13 protein-coding genes are annotated in these 14868 nt (G+C 72.0%); 2 read left to right on the forward strand and 11 right to left on the reverse strand.

Annotated features, from left to right (window positions below; translation table 11 throughout):
• Positions 1–64: 64 nt before the first annotated feature.
• The 5 genes from ACF08N_RS29030 to ACF08N_RS29050 all read right to left on the reverse strand — a co-directional run bounded on the left by ACF08N_RS29030 (position 65) and on the right by ACF08N_RS29050 (position 3703).
• Positions 65–550 carry an organic hydroperoxide resistance protein gene (locus ACF08N_RS29030; protein ID WP_392327669.1) on the reverse strand — a complete coding sequence of 162 codons (486 nt, stop codon included), beginning with the start codon at positions 548–550 and terminating at the stop codon, positions 65–67.
• A gap of 91 nt (positions 551–641) precedes the next feature.
• On the reverse strand, positions 642–1112 hold the full coding sequence (locus ACF08N_RS29035; RefSeq protein WP_392327750.1) for a MarR family winged helix-turn-helix transcriptional regulator: 471 nt from the start codon (positions 1110–1112) through the stop codon (positions 642–644).
• Between the two features lie 5 nt (positions 1113–1117).
• Positions 1118–1879, reverse strand: coding sequence for an energy-coupling factor ABC transporter ATP-binding protein (locus ACF08N_RS29040; RefSeq protein WP_392327670.1), 762 nt, complete (start codon positions 1877–1879; stop codon positions 1118–1120).
• On the reverse strand, positions 1867–2628 hold the full coding sequence (gene cbiQ / locus ACF08N_RS29045) for a cobalt ECF transporter T component CbiQ (RefSeq protein ID WP_392327671.1): 762 nt from the start codon (positions 2626–2628) through the stop codon (positions 1867–1869). The genes ACF08N_RS29040 and cbiQ overlap by 13 nt, the downstream gene beginning before the upstream one ends.
• Before the next feature lies 1 nt (position 2629).
• Positions 2630–3703, reverse strand: coding sequence for an energy-coupling factor ABC transporter permease (locus tag ACF08N_RS29050; protein WP_392327672.1), 1074 nt, complete (start codon positions 3701–3703; stop codon positions 2630–2632).
• Between the two features lie 173 nt (positions 3704–3876).
• On the opposite strand from ACF08N_RS29050, the gene ACF08N_RS29055 reads away from it, so the two are divergent.
• On the forward strand, positions 3877–4359 hold the full coding sequence (locus ACF08N_RS29055; RefSeq protein ID WP_392327673.1) for an SsgA family sporulation/cell division regulator: 483 nt from the start codon (positions 3877–3879) through the stop codon (positions 4357–4359).
• Between the two features lie 227 nt (positions 4360–4586).
• On the opposite strand, the gene ACF08N_RS29060 is transcribed toward ACF08N_RS29055, so the two are convergent.
• Both ACF08N_RS29060 and ACF08N_RS29065 read right to left on the reverse strand, forming a co-directional pair.
• A complete protein-coding gene (locus tag ACF08N_RS29060; protein WP_392327674.1) occupies positions 4587–6752 on the reverse strand; it encodes an MMPL family transporter in 2166 nt (721 codons plus the stop codon).
• A gap of 176 nt (positions 6753–6928) precedes the next feature.
• The gene (locus ACF08N_RS29065) at positions 6929–7501 is read right to left on the reverse strand and encodes a TetR/AcrR family transcriptional regulator (RefSeq protein ID WP_392327675.1); all 573 of its coding nucleotides are present in this window, start codon (positions 7499–7501) and stop codon (positions 6929–6931) included.
• A 170-nt stretch (positions 7502–7671) separates the two neighbouring features.
• Between ACF08N_RS29065 and ACF08N_RS29070 the strand changes: the two genes are divergently transcribed.
• The gene (locus tag ACF08N_RS29070) at positions 7672–10995 is read left to right on the forward strand and encodes a S41 family peptidase (RefSeq protein ID WP_392327676.1); all 3324 of its coding nucleotides are present in this window, start codon (positions 7672–7674) and stop codon (positions 10993–10995) included.
• 81 nt (positions 10996–11076) lie between these two features.
• On the opposite strand, the gene ACF08N_RS29075 is transcribed toward ACF08N_RS29070, so the two are convergent.
• The 4 genes from ACF08N_RS29075 to ACF08N_RS29090 form a co-directional block, all read right to left on the reverse strand.
• The gene (locus ACF08N_RS29075; RefSeq protein WP_392327677.1) at positions 11077–11295 is read right to left on the reverse strand and encodes a hypothetical protein; all 219 of its coding nucleotides are present in this window, start codon (positions 11293–11295) and stop codon (positions 11077–11079) included.
• 119 nt (positions 11296–11414) lie between these two features.
• On the reverse strand, positions 11415–12305 hold the full coding sequence (locus ACF08N_RS29080; RefSeq protein WP_392327678.1) for an SDR family oxidoreductase: 891 nt from the start codon (positions 12303–12305) through the stop codon (positions 11415–11417).
• Positions 12302–13210, reverse strand: coding sequence for an alpha/beta fold hydrolase (locus tag ACF08N_RS29085; RefSeq protein WP_392327679.1), 909 nt, complete (start codon positions 13208–13210; stop codon positions 12302–12304). The genes ACF08N_RS29080 and ACF08N_RS29085 overlap by 4 nt, the downstream gene beginning before the upstream one ends.
• Positions 13207–14742, reverse strand: coding sequence for a flavin-containing monooxygenase (locus ACF08N_RS29090; RefSeq protein ID WP_392327680.1), 1536 nt, complete (start codon positions 14740–14742; stop codon positions 13207–13209). Before ACF08N_RS29090 ends, ACF08N_RS29085 begins: the two co-directional genes overlap by 4 nt.
• Between the last annotated feature and the right edge of the window lie 126 nt (positions 14743–14868).

Genomic DNA, 14868 nt, shown 5'->3' on the forward strand with positions numbered 1-14868 from the left:
TCCCCCGGAGCCTTCGGCCTGGGTGGGGGTCCCCCGGCGAAGCCAGGGGGAGTGCCCCCAGGCGTCAGCTGAGGACGATGGAGACGTCGATGTTGTCGCGGGTGGCGTTGGAGTACGGGCAGACCTGGTGGGCGGCGGCCACGAGCCGTGCGGCGAGGTCCTGGTCGACGAGGGGGAGGGAGACGCTGAGGGCGACCGCGAGTCCGTATCCCCTGGCCCGGTTGGGGCCGATGCCCACCTTGGCGGCGACCGTGGAGCCGGTGAGGTCGAGGCCGGCGCGGCGGCCGACGAGCACCAGGGCGTTGTGGAAGCAGGAGCTGTAGCCGGCGGCGAAGAGCTGCTCCGGGTTGGTGCCGTTGCCGTCGCCGCCGAGCGCGGGCGGCATGGCGACGCGCAGGTCGATCCGGCCGTCATGGCTCGTCACATAGCCGTCCCTGCCGCCGTGGGCGGTGGCCTCCGCCACGTACATGATCTTCGTGGGGCGGGTGTCATAGGTGTCGGAGATGGCCGAGATGGCCGAGATGTCGGCGGGATGGGCCTGCTCGCTCATGGTGCGTCCCCGTGGTCAGTGCGCCGCTGCATTTACATCGCGCACAATGTATCGGAATCCGGGGCGGGTTGTTACTCCGGGGTAGAACAGGTCAGGCGGGGTCCGCGGCCTCGGCCAGCCGGTGCAGTTCGGCACGCAGCCGCGCGATCTCGGGGGCCTTCAGACCGGTGCTGAGCATCAGCTGCTCCGGCACCCGCTCGGCGCGCTCGCGCAGCTCCCGGCCCTCGTCGGTGAGGACGAGCAGCACCGACCGCTCGTCGGCCGCCGAGCGCTCGCGCCGCACGAGACCCGCCGACTCCAGCCGCTTCAGCAGCGGCGAGACGGTGCCGTAGTCCAGCCGCAGCGCGGCGCCCAGCTCCTTGACCGGGACCTCGCCGCGCTCCCAGAGGACGAGCATCGCCAGGTACTGCGGATAGGTCAGTCCCAGCTCCGCCAGCAGCGGCCGGTAGGCGGCCGTCACCGCGCGCTGGGCCGCGTACAGCGCGAAGCACAGCTGGTCGTCGAGCAGCAGCGATGCGGCGGCCGTCCCGGTCCGGGTCTCGTCGGTGCGGGTCTCGTCGATGCGGTTCACGCGCCCATTGTCACGGACTTCGGGTCGAAGCCGAAGGGCAGCTCCAGCCGGTGGGTCCGCATCAGGTCCTCGTCGCTCAGCAGGTCCTGCGTGGCGCCGTCGGCGGCGATGACGCCGTCGCTGAGGACCACCGAGCGGGGGCACAGCTCCAGCGCGTACGGCAGGTCGTGCGTGACCATCAGCACCGTGACGTCCAACGACCGCAGGATGTCGGCCAGTTCGCGACGGGACGCGGGGTCGAGGTTGGACGAGGGCTCGTCAAGGACCAGGATCTCCGGCTCCATCGCGAGCACGGTCGCGACGGCGACCCGCCGGCGCTGCCCGAACGACAGGTGGTGCGGCGGCCGGTTCGCGAACTCCGCCATGCCGACCTGCTCCAGCGCGGCAGAGACCCGCTGCTCCAGCGCGGCGCCGCGCAGGCCGGAGGCGGCCGGCCCGAAGGCGACGTCCTCGCGGACGGTCGGCATGAACAACTGGTCGTCCGGGTCCTGGAAGACGATGCCCACCCGGCGGCGGATCTCCGCGAGGTTCGCCTTGGCCACCGGCAGTCCGGCGACGGCGACCGTGCCGACGCCGCCGGCAAGGATGCCGTTCAGGTGCAGGACGAGAGTGGTCTTGCCGGCGCCGTTGGGGCCGAGGAGGGCGACCCGCTCGCCGCGCCCGACCGTCAGGTCGACGCCGAAGAGGGCCTGGTGTCCGTCGGGGTACGCGTACGCGAGCCCGCGCACCTCCAGCGAAGGGGTCGTCACAGCATCCATCCCAGCAGACAGACCGCGAACGCGGTCACGGGCAGTGCGGCGGCGTACGACCACTGGGCAGGCGTGGCGCGCACGTCGTCGAGGACCGGCATGGTCCCGGTATATCCCCGGCTGACCATGGCGAGGTGCACCCGCTCACCGCGCTCGTAGGAGCGGATGAACAGGGCGCCCGCGGACTTGGCCAGCACGCCCCAATGGCGCACCCCGCTCGCCTCGAAGCCGCGCGAGCGGCGGGCGATCGACATGCGCCGCATCTCGTCGGCGATCACGTCCCCGTAGCGGACCATGAACGAGGCGATCTGGACCAGCAGCGACGGCAGCCGCAGCCGCTGGAGGCCGAGCAGGACCGAGCGCAGTTCGGTCGTCGAGGCGAGGAGCACCGAGGCGGCGACGCCGAGGGTGCCCTTGGCGAGGATGTTCCACGCACCCCACAGGCCGGGGACGCTCAGCGCGACCCCGAGCACCTCGGTCCGCTCGCCCGGGACGACGAACGGCATCAGCAGGGCGAACGCCACGAACGGGATCTCGATCAGCAGCCGCTTGAGCGCGAAGCCGGCCGGGACACGCGCCACCGCGGCGACCGCCGCCAGCAGCACCGCGTACACCCCGAAGGCCCACACGGCCTCGCGCGGGGTGGAGACCACGACGAGCACGAAGCACAGGACGGCGAGCAGCTTGCAGTGCGCCGGCAGCGCGTGGACCGGCGAGTGCCCGTGCCGGTAGAGCTTGTGGGAGTGCCCCGCACCCATGTCAGACCGAGTTCCGCACGGGTGTGTCCTGGTCGCTGTCCGTACGCCGGCGGCGGACCACGTAGAAGACGCCGGTGCCGACCGCGACCGTCGCGCCGACGCCGATGACACCGGCGAGGCCGCCGGAGAGGCGGGCGTCCGTGATGTCCTCGACCCCGTAGTCGGCGAGCGGCGAGCCGGCCGCGGCGTGCTCCTCGACGGTCTTGTCGATGCCCTTGTCGGCGGCGACCTTCTCCAGACCGTCGGGGCTGGCGGAGGCGTAGAAGGAGACGAACCCGGCGAGGACGAACGCGGTCGCGAGACCGGTCAGCCAGACCTTGCGCGGGGAGGCAGCGGGCGCGGGGGCGGCCGCGGCCGGGGCGTCGACGAGCTCGCCGCCGACGCGGAGCTTCAGCGGGGCGGTCAGGCCGCGCGCGCCGTACACGAGGTCGGGGCGCACGGCGAGGACGGCTCCCACCGTGAGCATGGTGATCACGGCCTCGCCGATGCCGATCAGGACGTGGACGCCGACCATCGCGGTGAGGACCGAGCCGATCGGCACGTCGGTCAGCCCGCCGACCGCGTAGAGCAGCGTGAACGCGGCGGCGGCCGCCGGGACCGAGGCCAGCGCGGCGACGAAGGAGGCGACGGTCACCGAGCGCCGGGTGCGCGGCAGGACCATGACGAGACCGCGGAAGAGCCCGTACGCGACGAGGACCGTGACGACGCCCATCACGGTGATATTGATGCCCAGGGCGGTGAGGCCGCCGTCGGCGAAGAGGATGCCCTGCATCAGGAGCACGACGGCTATGCACAGGACGCCGGTGAACGGGCCGACGAGGATGGCCGCGAGGGCGCCGCCCAGCAGGTGCCCGCTGGTGCCGGCAGCGACCGGGAAGTTCAGCATCTGCACGGCGAAGACGAACGCGGCGACGAGGCCGGCGAGCGGTGCCGTGCGCTCGGCGCCGGCGAGCGCGACGGTGGATCCGCCCAGCTCGCGGCGGGCGCCGCGGAGGCTGACGGCGACCGCGCCGGCGGCGACGACTCCGGCGGCCACCGAGACGGGCGCGTTGATGAATCCGTCGGGGACATGCATGGAGAGCTCCGCTTCGGACAGATGAATAACCGTCCAAATGATAGGGCCCTCTTGCAAACCACTTGCAAGAGCGCACAGGTCACAGATGAACAGTGCGGTCGGCAAGCGGAGCGAGTGTCCCAGCGAAATATGGGACATTAGATAACAAAGCAGACGAGTGTGAGGAGCAAGCCATGTCCCCCGCCGTCATGGAACACGCACGAGGCCGGATCGTCACGGACGCTCCTCAGTACCGCGCCGTACGCGTCTCGCTCAGTTACGACCCCGTCGAGGATCCGCAGACGGTGTGCTTCTCGTTCCCGAGCGGCAAGGAGTGGACCTTCCCGCGCGAGGTGCTGGAGAGCGGGCTGAACGCGCCGGTCAGGCGGGGAGACATCGAGATCTGGCCGTGCGGCCGGGTGCAGGCGGTGGTCGAGTTCCACACACGCGACGGGGTCGCGGTGGTGCAGTTCGACGCGAAGGCGCTGAGCCGCTTCCTGCGCCACACGTACGCGGCCGCCCCGGCAGCTCAGCCGGCCCGGGCGCCCACGGAGGCTCCCGCCGCGGCCGCGGCACCTTCGGCGCCCCCGGCGTCCTCCCCGGCCGCATCGCCTGTGGCGACGCCCCCGGAGCCTGCCCCGGCCGTGTCGCCCGAGGTGCCCCCGACGCCTGCCTGACCGTCCTGGCGCACGCCACACGAGGCGGCCGCATCCCGCGCAGACGCAGAGGTGGCCGTATCCGTCCGGTCCGGCGGATACGGCCACCTCTCTCACGACGGCCCCCGTCCCCACGGTGCCGCCGCCTGTCCGGGGATCCGCTCCTCCGGTGCGATGCCCATCACCTCGCACCGGCCCGTGCGTCGCGGCGACCACGCCGCACGATGCCCCCGGGCAGGGCCTTGGGGTCAGACGCGGACCAGTTCGCGGTCCTCGTCCGGGTCACCCGGCTTCCCGGCGAGCTCCTTGTGCAGCTTCTCGCCCTCCACGTCCACGTTGGGCAGCACCCGGTCCAGCGCGCGCGGCAGCCACCAGGCCTTGTGTCCGAGCAGCGCCAGCACCGCCGGCACGATCGCCATCCGGACCACGAAGGCGTCGAAGAACACCGCGATCGCCAGACCGAAGCCGATCATCTTGACCATCTGCTCGCTGGAGCCGATGAAGCCGGAGAAGACCGCGATCATGATGACGGCCGCGGCGCTCACCACCCGGGCCCCGTGCCGGAAGCCCGTGACGATGGCCTCGCCGGGCCGCTCGCCGTGGACGTACGCCTCCCGCATGCGTGTGACCAGGAAGACCTCGTAGTCCATGGCGAGACCGAAGACCACGCCGATCATGAAGATGGGCATCATCGACATGATCGGGCCGGTCTGCTCGACACCGAACAGCGAACCGAGCCAGCCCCACTGGAAGACCGCCACGACCGCGCCCAGTGCCGCGACGACCGAGAGCAGGAAGCCGAGAGCGGCCTTGAGCGGCACCAGCACCGACCGGAAGACGACCATCAGCAGCAGGAACGCGAGGCCGACGACGAGCGCGAGATAGGGCAGCAGCGCGTCGTTCATCTTCTGCGAGAAGTCGATGTTCATCGCGGTGGCGCCGGTGACCAGGACCTCGTCACCGCTCTTGTCGCGGATGTCCTGCACCAGGGTCTCGGTGGCGGCCGAGGACGGCCTGTCCTTCGGGACGACGGTGATCACCGCGGTGTCACCGGCCTTGTTGAGGGTCGGCGGGGTAACGGCGGCGGCGCCCTCCAGCCCCCTGACGACCTCGACCGTGCGGTCGGCGGCGCTCTTGTCACCGTCGACGACGACCATCAGCGGACCGTTGAAACCGGGACCGAAGCCCTCGGACAGCAGGTCGTACGCCTTGCGCTGGGTGGTGCTGACCGGCTGCGAGCCGTCGTCGGGCAGGCCGACCTCCAGCGAGGCGGCCGGCACGGCGACGGCGCCGAGACCGACGACGCCGGCGAGGAGCACGGCGACCGGGCGGCGGATCACGAAACGCGCCCAGCGGGTGCCCGCGTTGGGCTTGTCGGAGACCGGCTTCCCCTTGCGGACCTTGCGGCCGAGGACCCGCTTGCCCGCGAAGCCGAGGAGCGCCGGGATCAGCGTGAGGGCGATGAGGACGGCGATGAGCACGGTGCCCGCGGCCGCGAAGCCCATCTTGCTGAGCATCGGGATGTTGACGACGGCGAGGCCGACGAGGGCGATGACCACGGTCAGGCCGGCGAAGACGACGGCGGAGCCCGCGGTGCCGACCGCGCGTCCGGCCGCCTCCTCGTGTTCGCGGCCCTCGGCCAGCTCGGCGCGGTAGCGGGAGACGATGAAGAGCGCGTAGTCGATGCCGACCGCGAGGCCGATCATCATCGCCAGCGTCGAGGTGGTGCTGCCGAGGTCGAGGACGCTCGCCAGGGCGGTGATGGTGGAGATGCCGATGCCGACGCCGATGATCGCGGTGAGCAGCGGCAGTCCGGCGGCGACCAGCGAGCCGAAGGTGATGACCAGCACGATGCCGGCGATGATCACGCCGATGATCTCGCCGGCGCCCTGCTCCGGCATGGTCTGGAGCGCGTCGCCGCCGATCTCCACCGTCAGCCCGGCGTCACGCGCCGCGGTGCCGGTCTCCTCCAGCGCCTCGCGCGTGGCGTCGGTCAGCTCCATGGAGTTGACCTTGTAGGTGACGGAGACGTACGCGGTCGAGCCGTCCTTCGACACGGCCCGCGCGGTGTACGGGTCGGTGACGGAGGCGATCTGGTCGGAGCCGGACCTCAGCTCGGAGACGGCCTGTGCGACCTCTTCCCTGGGACCGGCGTCGGTCATCTTCCCGCCGTCGGGCGCCTTGAAGACGACCCGGGCGGTGGCGCCGTCGGCGCTGCCGCCGGGGAAGCGCTCCTCCAGCAGGTCGAAGGCCCGCTGCGCCTCCGTGCCCGGTATGGAGAAGGACGAGGACGTGGCGGCGGGCGCGGAGGCCGCGCCGGCACCGGCGAGCACGAGCAGTGCCACCCACAGCAGGGCGACGAGACGGCGGCGCCGGAAGGCGGTCCGTCCGAGTGAGTAGAGGAACGTGGCCACGAGGGCTACTCCCGTGTGTGAGGTGAACAGGGCAGGGGAGCCGGCCCGACGACGAGAGCGGCGCGCGTCAGGTGGTGCTTGGGTGAGCGGATCGTGCTGGGGTGATCCGGGGAGAGGGGACGGTCCGCGGAGGTGGGACTCCGAGGGACCCGCGGGGACTGCGGGTGTCCGGGGGGTCAGGCGCCGAGGGCGGGGAAGACCACGGCGTCGAGGTAGTCGATGAGGAAGGCCCGGTCGGGCGCACGGTCCTCGATGAGCTGCCGGGCGACGACAGCGCCGAGGAACATGTGCGGGACGTATCCCAGGGCGGGGTTGTCCGCCCTGATCTCCCCCCGGTCCACGGCCCGTCGCAGCAGCACGTCGAGTCCGGTGATCTCCGGCTCGATGAGCAGCTCGCGCAGGGCCTCGTGCAGATCGGGGTTGGCGTGGACCGCCTGGGCCAGACCCCGCATCAGCGCGGAGTCCTTCTCCATACGGCAGTCGTCGGTGCGGGCGAGCATCGCGTGGAAGTCGCCGCGCAGCGTGCCGGTGTCGATGTCGCCGACATGCACCGGCTTGCTGTGCCTCAGCGCCTTGGCGACCAGCTCGGGCTTGCTCCGCCACTGGCGATAGAGCGTGGCCTTGCTGGACCGCGTGCGCCCGGCCACGGCGTCCATGGTCAGGGCGTCGTAGCCGACCTCGCGCAACAGGTCGAGCACTGCTTCGTACAGCTCTGCCTCGCGCTCGGGGGTGAGCCGGCTGCGCGTCATGTCGGCCTCCTCGATCGCTGCCGAACGAAACTGTTTCGTACACCTCGAAGGTACTCCCGTACGGCAGCGAAACGAAACCGTTTCGCTTGTGTCCTGGGTCACGCCGCTGCCCGCCCGGGATTCGCACGGTCCGAGTTGCCGCGCCTGCCGGGCGCGGAAAGCATTGGGGGGTGAGCGACCACGTGGCGTATCTCCGCTTCCCGCATCTGCACGACGACTTGCTGTGCTTCGCGGCCGAGGACGACCTGTGGGTCGCGCCCCTGGTCCCGGAGGGGCAGCGGCCGGGCCGCGCCTGGCGCCTGACCGTGGACCGGACCAGAGTCGGCCACCCCCGGTTCTCCCCCGACGGCAGCCACATCGCCTACACGAACTGGCGCAGTCTCGATCCGGAGATCCACCTCGCGCCGGTCGACGGCGGGCCCGCGCGCCGGCTCACCTACTGGGGCTCCACCGACACCCGGGTCTGCGGCTGGACGCCGGACGGCCAGATCCTCGCCGTCTCCTCGCACGGCCAGCCCTTCTCGTACTTCTCCTGGGCCTACAGCGTGCCGACCGACGGCGAGCCCGGCGGGCGTCTGCCCTGGGGCCCCGTGTCCGACATCGCCGTCACGGACCTGGCCGAGGGCCCCACCCACGCCGGCGGTGCGGGCTGCGAGCGGCGCACGATGCTGCTCACGGGCAGGCCCCCCTACGAGCCCGCCGCCTGGAAGCGGTACCGGGGCGGGGCGACGGGCCGGCTGTGGCTGCACGGCAAGCGGCTGCTGCCCGATCTGGACGGCCAGCTGGACTGCCCGATGTTCATCCGCGGGCCCGGAGCCGACCGCTGGTCGCCCGAGGAGGGCGGCCGGATCGCGTTCCTCTCCGACCACGAGGGCGTCGGCAACCTGTACTCGTGCCTGCCCGACGGGACCGGACTGCGGCGCCACACCGACCACGACGCGTTCTACGCCCGGCACGCCTCCAGCGACGGCCGCAGGATCGTCTACCAGTGCGCCGGCGAACTGTGGATCGTCGACGGGCTCGCACCGGATTCCGTGCCGCGCAAGCTGGAGGTACGCCTGGGCGGCCAGCGCGCCGGGCGGCGCGTGTACCAGGTCCCGGCCGCGGGCAACGTGGACGGCCTGTCCGTCGACGAGACCGGCCGGGCGAGCGCGGTGGGCGTCCGGGGCAGCCTCTACTGGCTCACCCATCGCGACGGCCCAGCACGCACGATCTCCGACACACCGGGCGTACGGGTGCGGATGCCGGAGATGCTCGACAACGGCCGGGTCGCGTACGTCACCGACGCGGAAGGCGACGACGCCCTGGAGATCGCCTACCTTCCGCGGGCGAGCGGCGACCGCGCGCCCCGGCGGCTGGCGCAGGGCCGACTGGGCCGCGTGCTGGAGCTGGTGCCCGACCCCGACGGGGAGCGGATCGCGGTCGCCTCGCACGACGGACGGCTGCTGCTGGTCGACGCGTCGGAGGAGGGCACCGGCGAGGTCACCGAACTGGTCCGCTCCGACAACGGCCCGGTGCGGGACCTGGCGTTCTCGCCGGACGGCGGCTGGCTGACCTGGTCGCAGCCGGGCATCGGCCGCTCGCTGCGGCAGATCAGGATGGCCCGCATCGCGGACCGCACCATCGTCGACGTCACCAACGGCCGCTTCGAGGACGAGAACCCGGTCTTCACCCGGGACGGCCGTTATCTCGCCTTCCTGTCCTGGCGCGGTTTCGACCCGGTGTACGACGTGCACACCGGCGACCTGTCGTTCCCGCTGGGCTGCCGCCCCTACCTGGTGCCGCTGTCGTCGACGACGCCCTCGCCCTTCGCGCTCACACCGGAGGGCCGGCCGGCCGCGGGCGGTCTCGACCCGCTGGAGGACTCCGGCGACCACTCGGCGATGGTCGAGATCGAGGGCCTGGAGAACCGGGTGGTGCCGTTCCCCGTCACGGCCTCCAAGTACTCGGCGCTGCGTCCCGTGAGCGGCGGCGGACTGGTGTGGCTGCGCTGGCCCATCTCGGGCGCGCTGGGCGAGACGTTCGCCAATCCGGCCGACATCTCGGGGCGCCCGACACTGGAGCACTTCGACCTGTCCAAGGCGCGCAGGACGGAACTGGTCGGCCACCTCGACTGGTTCGCGGTGAGCGGCGACGGCAGCCGGCTGGTGGTCGTCGACGAGGGCGAGCTGCGGGCGGTGCCCGCGACGGAGCCCGGCGACGGCGACTCGACGGTCTACCTCGACATGCGCCGCATCCTGCACGAGGCGGACCCGCCGGCCGAGTGGCGCCAGGCGTACGGTGAGGCGGGCCGGCTGATCCGGGACTACTTCTGGGACCCGGACATGTGCGGCATCGACTGGGACGCGGTGCTGGAGCAGTACCGGCCGCTGGTCGAACGGGTCGCGTCGCCCGACGAGTTCGCCGACCTGCTCCGCGAGGTGCTCGGCGAACTGGGCACCTCCCACGCCTACGTCACCCCGGCGCGGCGCAACGAGGGGCCGCCGCACTACCAGCGCGCGATGGGGTTGCTCGGCGCCAACCTCGTGTGCCGCGACGGCAGGTGGGTGGTCAAGCGCATCCTGCCCGGTGACTCGTCCGACTCCAAGGCCCGTTCGCCGCTGGCCGGTACGGGCATCCGCGAGGGCGCGGTCCTCACCCATGTCGACGGGCGGCCGGTTGATCCGGTCACGGGCCCCTACCCGATGCTGTCGGCCGCGGGCGGCACCACGGTCGAACTCACCTTCCTGTCCGCGGAAGCAGCGGATGGCGGCGAGGCGCACCCGCGCCGCGTGGCGATCGTCCCGCTGATCGACGAACGCCCGCTGCGCTACCAGGACTGGGTGGCCAAACGGCGGGAGGTCGTACGGGAGCTGAGCGACGGCAAGTGCGGCTATCTCCACATCCCCGACATGGGCGGCTCCGGCTGGGCCCAGTTCAACCGGGACCTGCGCATGGAGGTGTCGCGCCCGGCGCTGATCGTGGACGTGCGCGGCAACGCGGGCGGACACATCAGCGAGCTGGTGGTCGAGAAGCTCACCCGCAAGATCCTCGGCTGGGACCTGACCCGCAACGCCGAGCCCGTCTCGTACGCCTCGAACGCGCCGCGCGGCCCGGTCGTCGCGCTCACCGACGAGGCGACGTCGTCGGACGGCGACATGATCACCGCCGCCTTCAAGCTGCTGAACCTGGGGCCGGTGGTGGGCAGTCGCACCTGGGGCGGCGTGGTCGGCATGACGGGCCGGCACCGGCTGGGCGACGGCACGGTGATCACGGTGCCGATGAACGCCGCCTGGTTCGACGCGTACGGCTGGTCGATCGAGAACCACGGCGTCGAACCGGACCTGAACTCGCTGCGCACCCCGCTGGACTGGGCCGAGGGCCGCCACACCGACATGGAGGACGCGGTCCAGCTGGCGCTCGACATGCTGAAGTCCTCGCCCGCGGCGATCCCCCCGGACCACTCCTCGGTCCCCGACCTGCGCCGCCCCGAACTGCCCCCGCGGGAGCGGTGACCGGGGCCGCGCACGACGAAGGCGCACCCGCCGTGGGTGCGCCTTCGTGGTGCGCGGTTTCGTGGTGCGCGGCTTCGTCGTTCAGGCGTCGTAGTCCTGGTTGAACCGGTCCAGGGCCTCCTGCATCGCCTCCTGTGCGTCCCGTGCGTCGTCCGGCCCCGTCCCCCGCTGCGGTTCCTTGTCGCGGTCCTGGCCCGTGCGCTTCGACGGCTGCTCGGCCCGGCCGCCGCCCTGCGCCTTCTGCTGCGCCCGATCGGCGCTCTCCTGCGCCTTTTCCTTGGACTGGTCCGGCATTCCCATGAGACGTCACTCCCGGAAGGATGAGGAGGTCGGGGGCGGGCACACCCGTGAAGGGCCCGGCACCCACCTCAGCCTTGCACGCGGGAACACGGTGCGCATTTCGATCAGCGGGGGCCGCGCTACCGCGCGGAGACGTCCGGCGCGCGGACCGACTCGTCCGCCGCTCCGCCCGCTCCCACCAGGCCCTTCGAGACGCCGGCGAGCCGCGGCGCGAACCGCCGCATCTCGCGCTGCCCGACCGTCCCGATGACCGCGGGCAGGTAGCCGCGCACCGACTGCATGCCCCGCAGCCACCACTGCGCGTACACATGGGCCGAGCGGCGTTCGATCCCGGCCACGATCCGGTCCACCGCCGGGCCCAGCGGATACGTGCGGTTTGCCGGCCACGGCAGCCGCTTGCGCAGGTCGCGCATCACGTCGTCCTGGTCCGCGCCACGCACCATGTCCGTGTCCGTCCAGGACAGGTAGCCCACGCCGACCTTCACGCCCCGGTAGCCGACCTCGGCGCGCAGGCAGTGCGCGAACGCCTCCACGCCCGACTTGGACGCGCAGTACGCGGACATCATCGGAGCCGGCGTGATCGCTGCCAGTGACGCGATCTGGAGGAAGTAGCCGCGGCTCTCCACCAGCACGGGCAGGAACGCCCGCCCCGTCACGGCGCTGCCGATCAGGTTGACCTCGATCACGCGCCGCCAGGAGACCGGGTCGGAGTCGGTGAACGGGCCGCCCGCCGCCACGCCCGCGTTCGCGACGACGATGTCGACCTTGCCGAATCGCTCCTTGACCTCCTGCGCGACCCGCGCCATCGCCTCGTGGTCGGTGACGTCCGCGTACCAGTGGTCGCACTCGGTGTGCAGCCGCGCCGCCACCTTCTTCAGCTCGTCCGGTTCGAGGCCGACGAGCGCGACCTTCGCCCCGCGGGCCGACAGCTTGCGGGCCAGCAGCTCACCGACGCCGCGCGCGGCGCCGGTGACGACCGCGACCTGCCCCTCCAGGCTCTTCCTGCTCATGCGGCCTCCTCCTTCGTGGTCAGGTACGTACCGGCCAGCTCACGGATCTTCCCGGTGACCGCCTCGGGCGCCTCGACCGGTGTCATGTGTCCCATGCCGGCGAGTTCGACCAGCTCGACGCAGTGCGGCAGGTCGAGGGCGAGCCGCTTGGCGTGCACCAGCGGCGTGAGCCGGTCCACCGTGCCCGCGACCACCACGGTCGGCACGGTCAGCGCCCGTACGCCCTCGTCGAGGTCGAGTTCGCCGAGCACGTGCGACCACGCCACGCGGGCCGTCCGGGGGCAGGCGTGCACGATGCGGGCGCACGCGTCGACCCGCTCCGGCGACGAACCGGGGCCCATGGTCGCGTACTTGAGGATGCGCCGGGACAGCGGTGTGACCGGCCCGAGCGGGGCGCGCGCGCCGAGCACCAGGTGCGTGAGCCGGGTGCGCAGCGGACCGGGCCGCATCGGCAGGACCAGCGACTCGGCGACGAGCCCGGCGCTGCCCGTGCTGCACAGCAGCACCGCGGCGGCGTGCTCGCGGAAGCCGGGACGCCGGGAGGCGGCCATCATCGTCATGCCGCCCATGGAGTGGCCGGCGAGGACGGCCTGCTCGCCCGGGGCGAGTGCGGCCGCGAGCACGGCCTCCAGGTCGTCGGCGAGCTTCTCGGTGCCGACGGGCCCCGCGGGGGTGCGGCCGTGGCCCCGCTGGTCGTACACGACGACGCGGTGGTCGGCGGCGAGGTCGCGTATCTGGGCCGCCCAGAAGAGGGTGGAGCAGGTCCAGCCGTGGGCGAGGACCACGGCCGGTGCGTCCTTGCTCCCGTGGACCTCGACATGGAGGCGGGAGCCGTCGGCGGACAGCGCCGTCAGTTCGCGGTCGGGGACGGGGGGCGCGTCGGTGCGCCGGAAAAGGCGGCTCATGCGACGACCTCCGCGCTCTTCGCGTTCTTCGTCGCCTCGACCGTTCCGCCGGGTGCCTTCCGGGCGCGGATCACCTCGTACTCGGCGAGGTCCACCCGCCGTGTCGCGCTGCGGAACTCGGTGGTCGTGCCCGGCCAGATCGTGGTGTTGCGGCCGCCCGCGTCGAGGTACCAGCTGGTGCAGCCGCCGGTGTTCCACACGGTGCGCTTCATCCGCTCCTGCACGCGCCGGCTCCAGGCATGCACGGCGGAGGGCCGGGCGGCGAGGACACTCCCCTCGCCGAGCAGGCTGAGCTGCCGCATGTAGTCGGCCATGTAGTTCAGCTGCGACTCGATCATGAGGATCATCGAGGAGTTCCCCAGCCCGGTGTTCGGGCCGATGATCGTCATGAAGTTGGGGAAGCCCGCGGCGGACGCGCCGCGCAGCGACTCCATGCCGTCCTTCCACGCCTCCGCCAGCGTGATCCCTTCGGCGCCGACGACGCGTTCGGCGATCGGCATGTCGGTGACGTGGAACCCGGTGCCGAACACGATCGCGTCGACCTCGCTCTCCGTGCCGTCGGCGGCGACCACGGTCGAGCCGCGTACCTCGGCCAGCCCGGACGCGACGACGTCCACGTTGGGCTGGGCGAGCGCCGGATAGTAGGTGCTGGAGAGCAGGATGCGCTTGCAGCCGATGCGGTACGACGGCGTCAGCTTGGCCCGCAGCGCCGGGTCCTTGATCGCCTTGGCCATGTTGGCCTTGGCCAGCCGCTCGACGATCCCGAGCTCGCCGGGCCGCTTGGTGAACGCCTGGACCTGGAGCTCCCTGATGCCCCAGAGCAGCCCGCGCCGCGCGGCCCCGGTGAACGGCAGCGTGCGGTGCAGCCAGCGCTCGGCCCCGGAGATCCTGCGGTCGACGCGCGGCATGACCCACGGGGGCGTGCGCTGGAACAGGGTCAGCCGGCCCACCTTCGGCTGGATCGAGGGAACGATCTGGATCGCGGACGCGCCGGTCCCGATCATGGCCACGCGCTTGCCCGTGAGGTCGTAGTCGTGGTCCCAGCGCGCGGAGTGGAAGACCTTGCCCGGGAAGCCGGCCAGGCCCGGGACGTCGGGCATCTTCGGGTCGGACAGCGGCCCGGTCGCGGAGACGACGACGTCCGCGGTGAACCGGCCGCGAGAGGTCTCGATGTCCCAGCGCAGGGCGTCGTTGTCCCAGCGCATCATCAGCACCTCGTGCTTCAGGCGCAGATGGGAGCGGAGGCGGAAGGTGTCGGTGACGTGCTCCAGGTAGGCGCGGATGTGCTCCTGCCCGGAGAAGGTGCGCGGCCAGTCGGGGTTGGGCGCGAAGGAGAACGAGTAGAGGTGCGAGGGCACGTCGCAGGCGCAGCCCGGGTAGTCGTTGTCACGCCAGGTGCCGCCGACCGAGTCCGCGCGCTCCAGGACGACGAAGTCGGTGATGCCTTCGCGGCGCAGCCGGATCGCGGCACCGAGGCCACCGAATCCGGATCCGATCACCGCCACTCGTACGTGCTCGTGCTGCTCGCTCATGCCGCTGCCTCCCGCTGAAACCGCTGAACGTCCCGGATCGCCGTACCGTCAAAGAAACTGCCAGCAATCACTGGCATGGTTGGGAGGGTAGAGCAGCTCCCTACCGAGCGGTAGGGGTGGAGCCCG

It is taken from the genome of Streptomyces sp. NPDC015127 (assembly GCF_043080095.1).
Classification (GTDB): Bacteria; Actinomycetota; Actinomycetes; order Streptomycetales; family Streptomycetaceae; genus Streptomyces.

Excerpts from the sequence above, each read along its gene's own strand:
- ACF08N_RS29030 (WP_392327669.1), bottom strand. The coding sequence starts at position 550 with ATGAGCGAGCAGGCCCATCCCGCCGACATCTCGGCCATCTCGGCCATC.
- ACF08N_RS29040 (WP_392327670.1), bottom strand. The coding sequence starts at position 1,879 with ATGGATGCTGTGACGACCCCTTCGCTGGAGGTGCGCGGGCTCGCGTAC.
- cbiQ (WP_392327671.1), bottom strand. The coding sequence starts at position 2,628 with ATGGGTGCGGGGCACTCCCACAAGCTCTACCGGCACGGGCACTCGCCG.
- ACF08N_RS29050 (WP_392327672.1), bottom strand. The coding sequence starts at position 3,703 with ATGCATGTCCCCGACGGATTCATCAACGCGCCCGTCTCGGTGGCCGCC.
- ACF08N_RS29055 (WP_392327673.1), top strand. The coding sequence starts at position 3,877 with ATGTCCCCCGCCGTCATGGAACACGCACGAGGCCGGATCGTCACGGAC.
- ACF08N_RS29065 (WP_392327675.1), bottom strand. The coding sequence starts at position 7,501 with ATGACGCGCAGCCGGCTCACCCCCGAGCGCGAGGCAGAGCTGTACGAA.
- ACF08N_RS29075 (WP_392327677.1), bottom strand. The coding sequence starts at position 11,295 with ATGGGAATGCCGGACCAGTCCAAGGAAAAGGCGCAGGAGAGCGCCGAT.
- ACF08N_RS29080 (WP_392327678.1), bottom strand. The coding sequence starts at position 12,305 with ATGAGCAGGAAGAGCCTGGAGGGGCAGGTCGCGGTCGTCACCGGCGCC.
- ACF08N_RS29085 (WP_392327679.1), bottom strand. The coding sequence starts at position 13,210 with ATGAGCCGCCTTTTCCGGCGCACCGACGCGCCCCCCGTCCCCGACCGC.
- ACF08N_RS29090 (WP_392327680.1), bottom strand. The coding sequence starts at position 14,742 with ATGAGCGAGCAGCACGAGCACGTACGAGTGGCGGTGATCGGATCCGGA.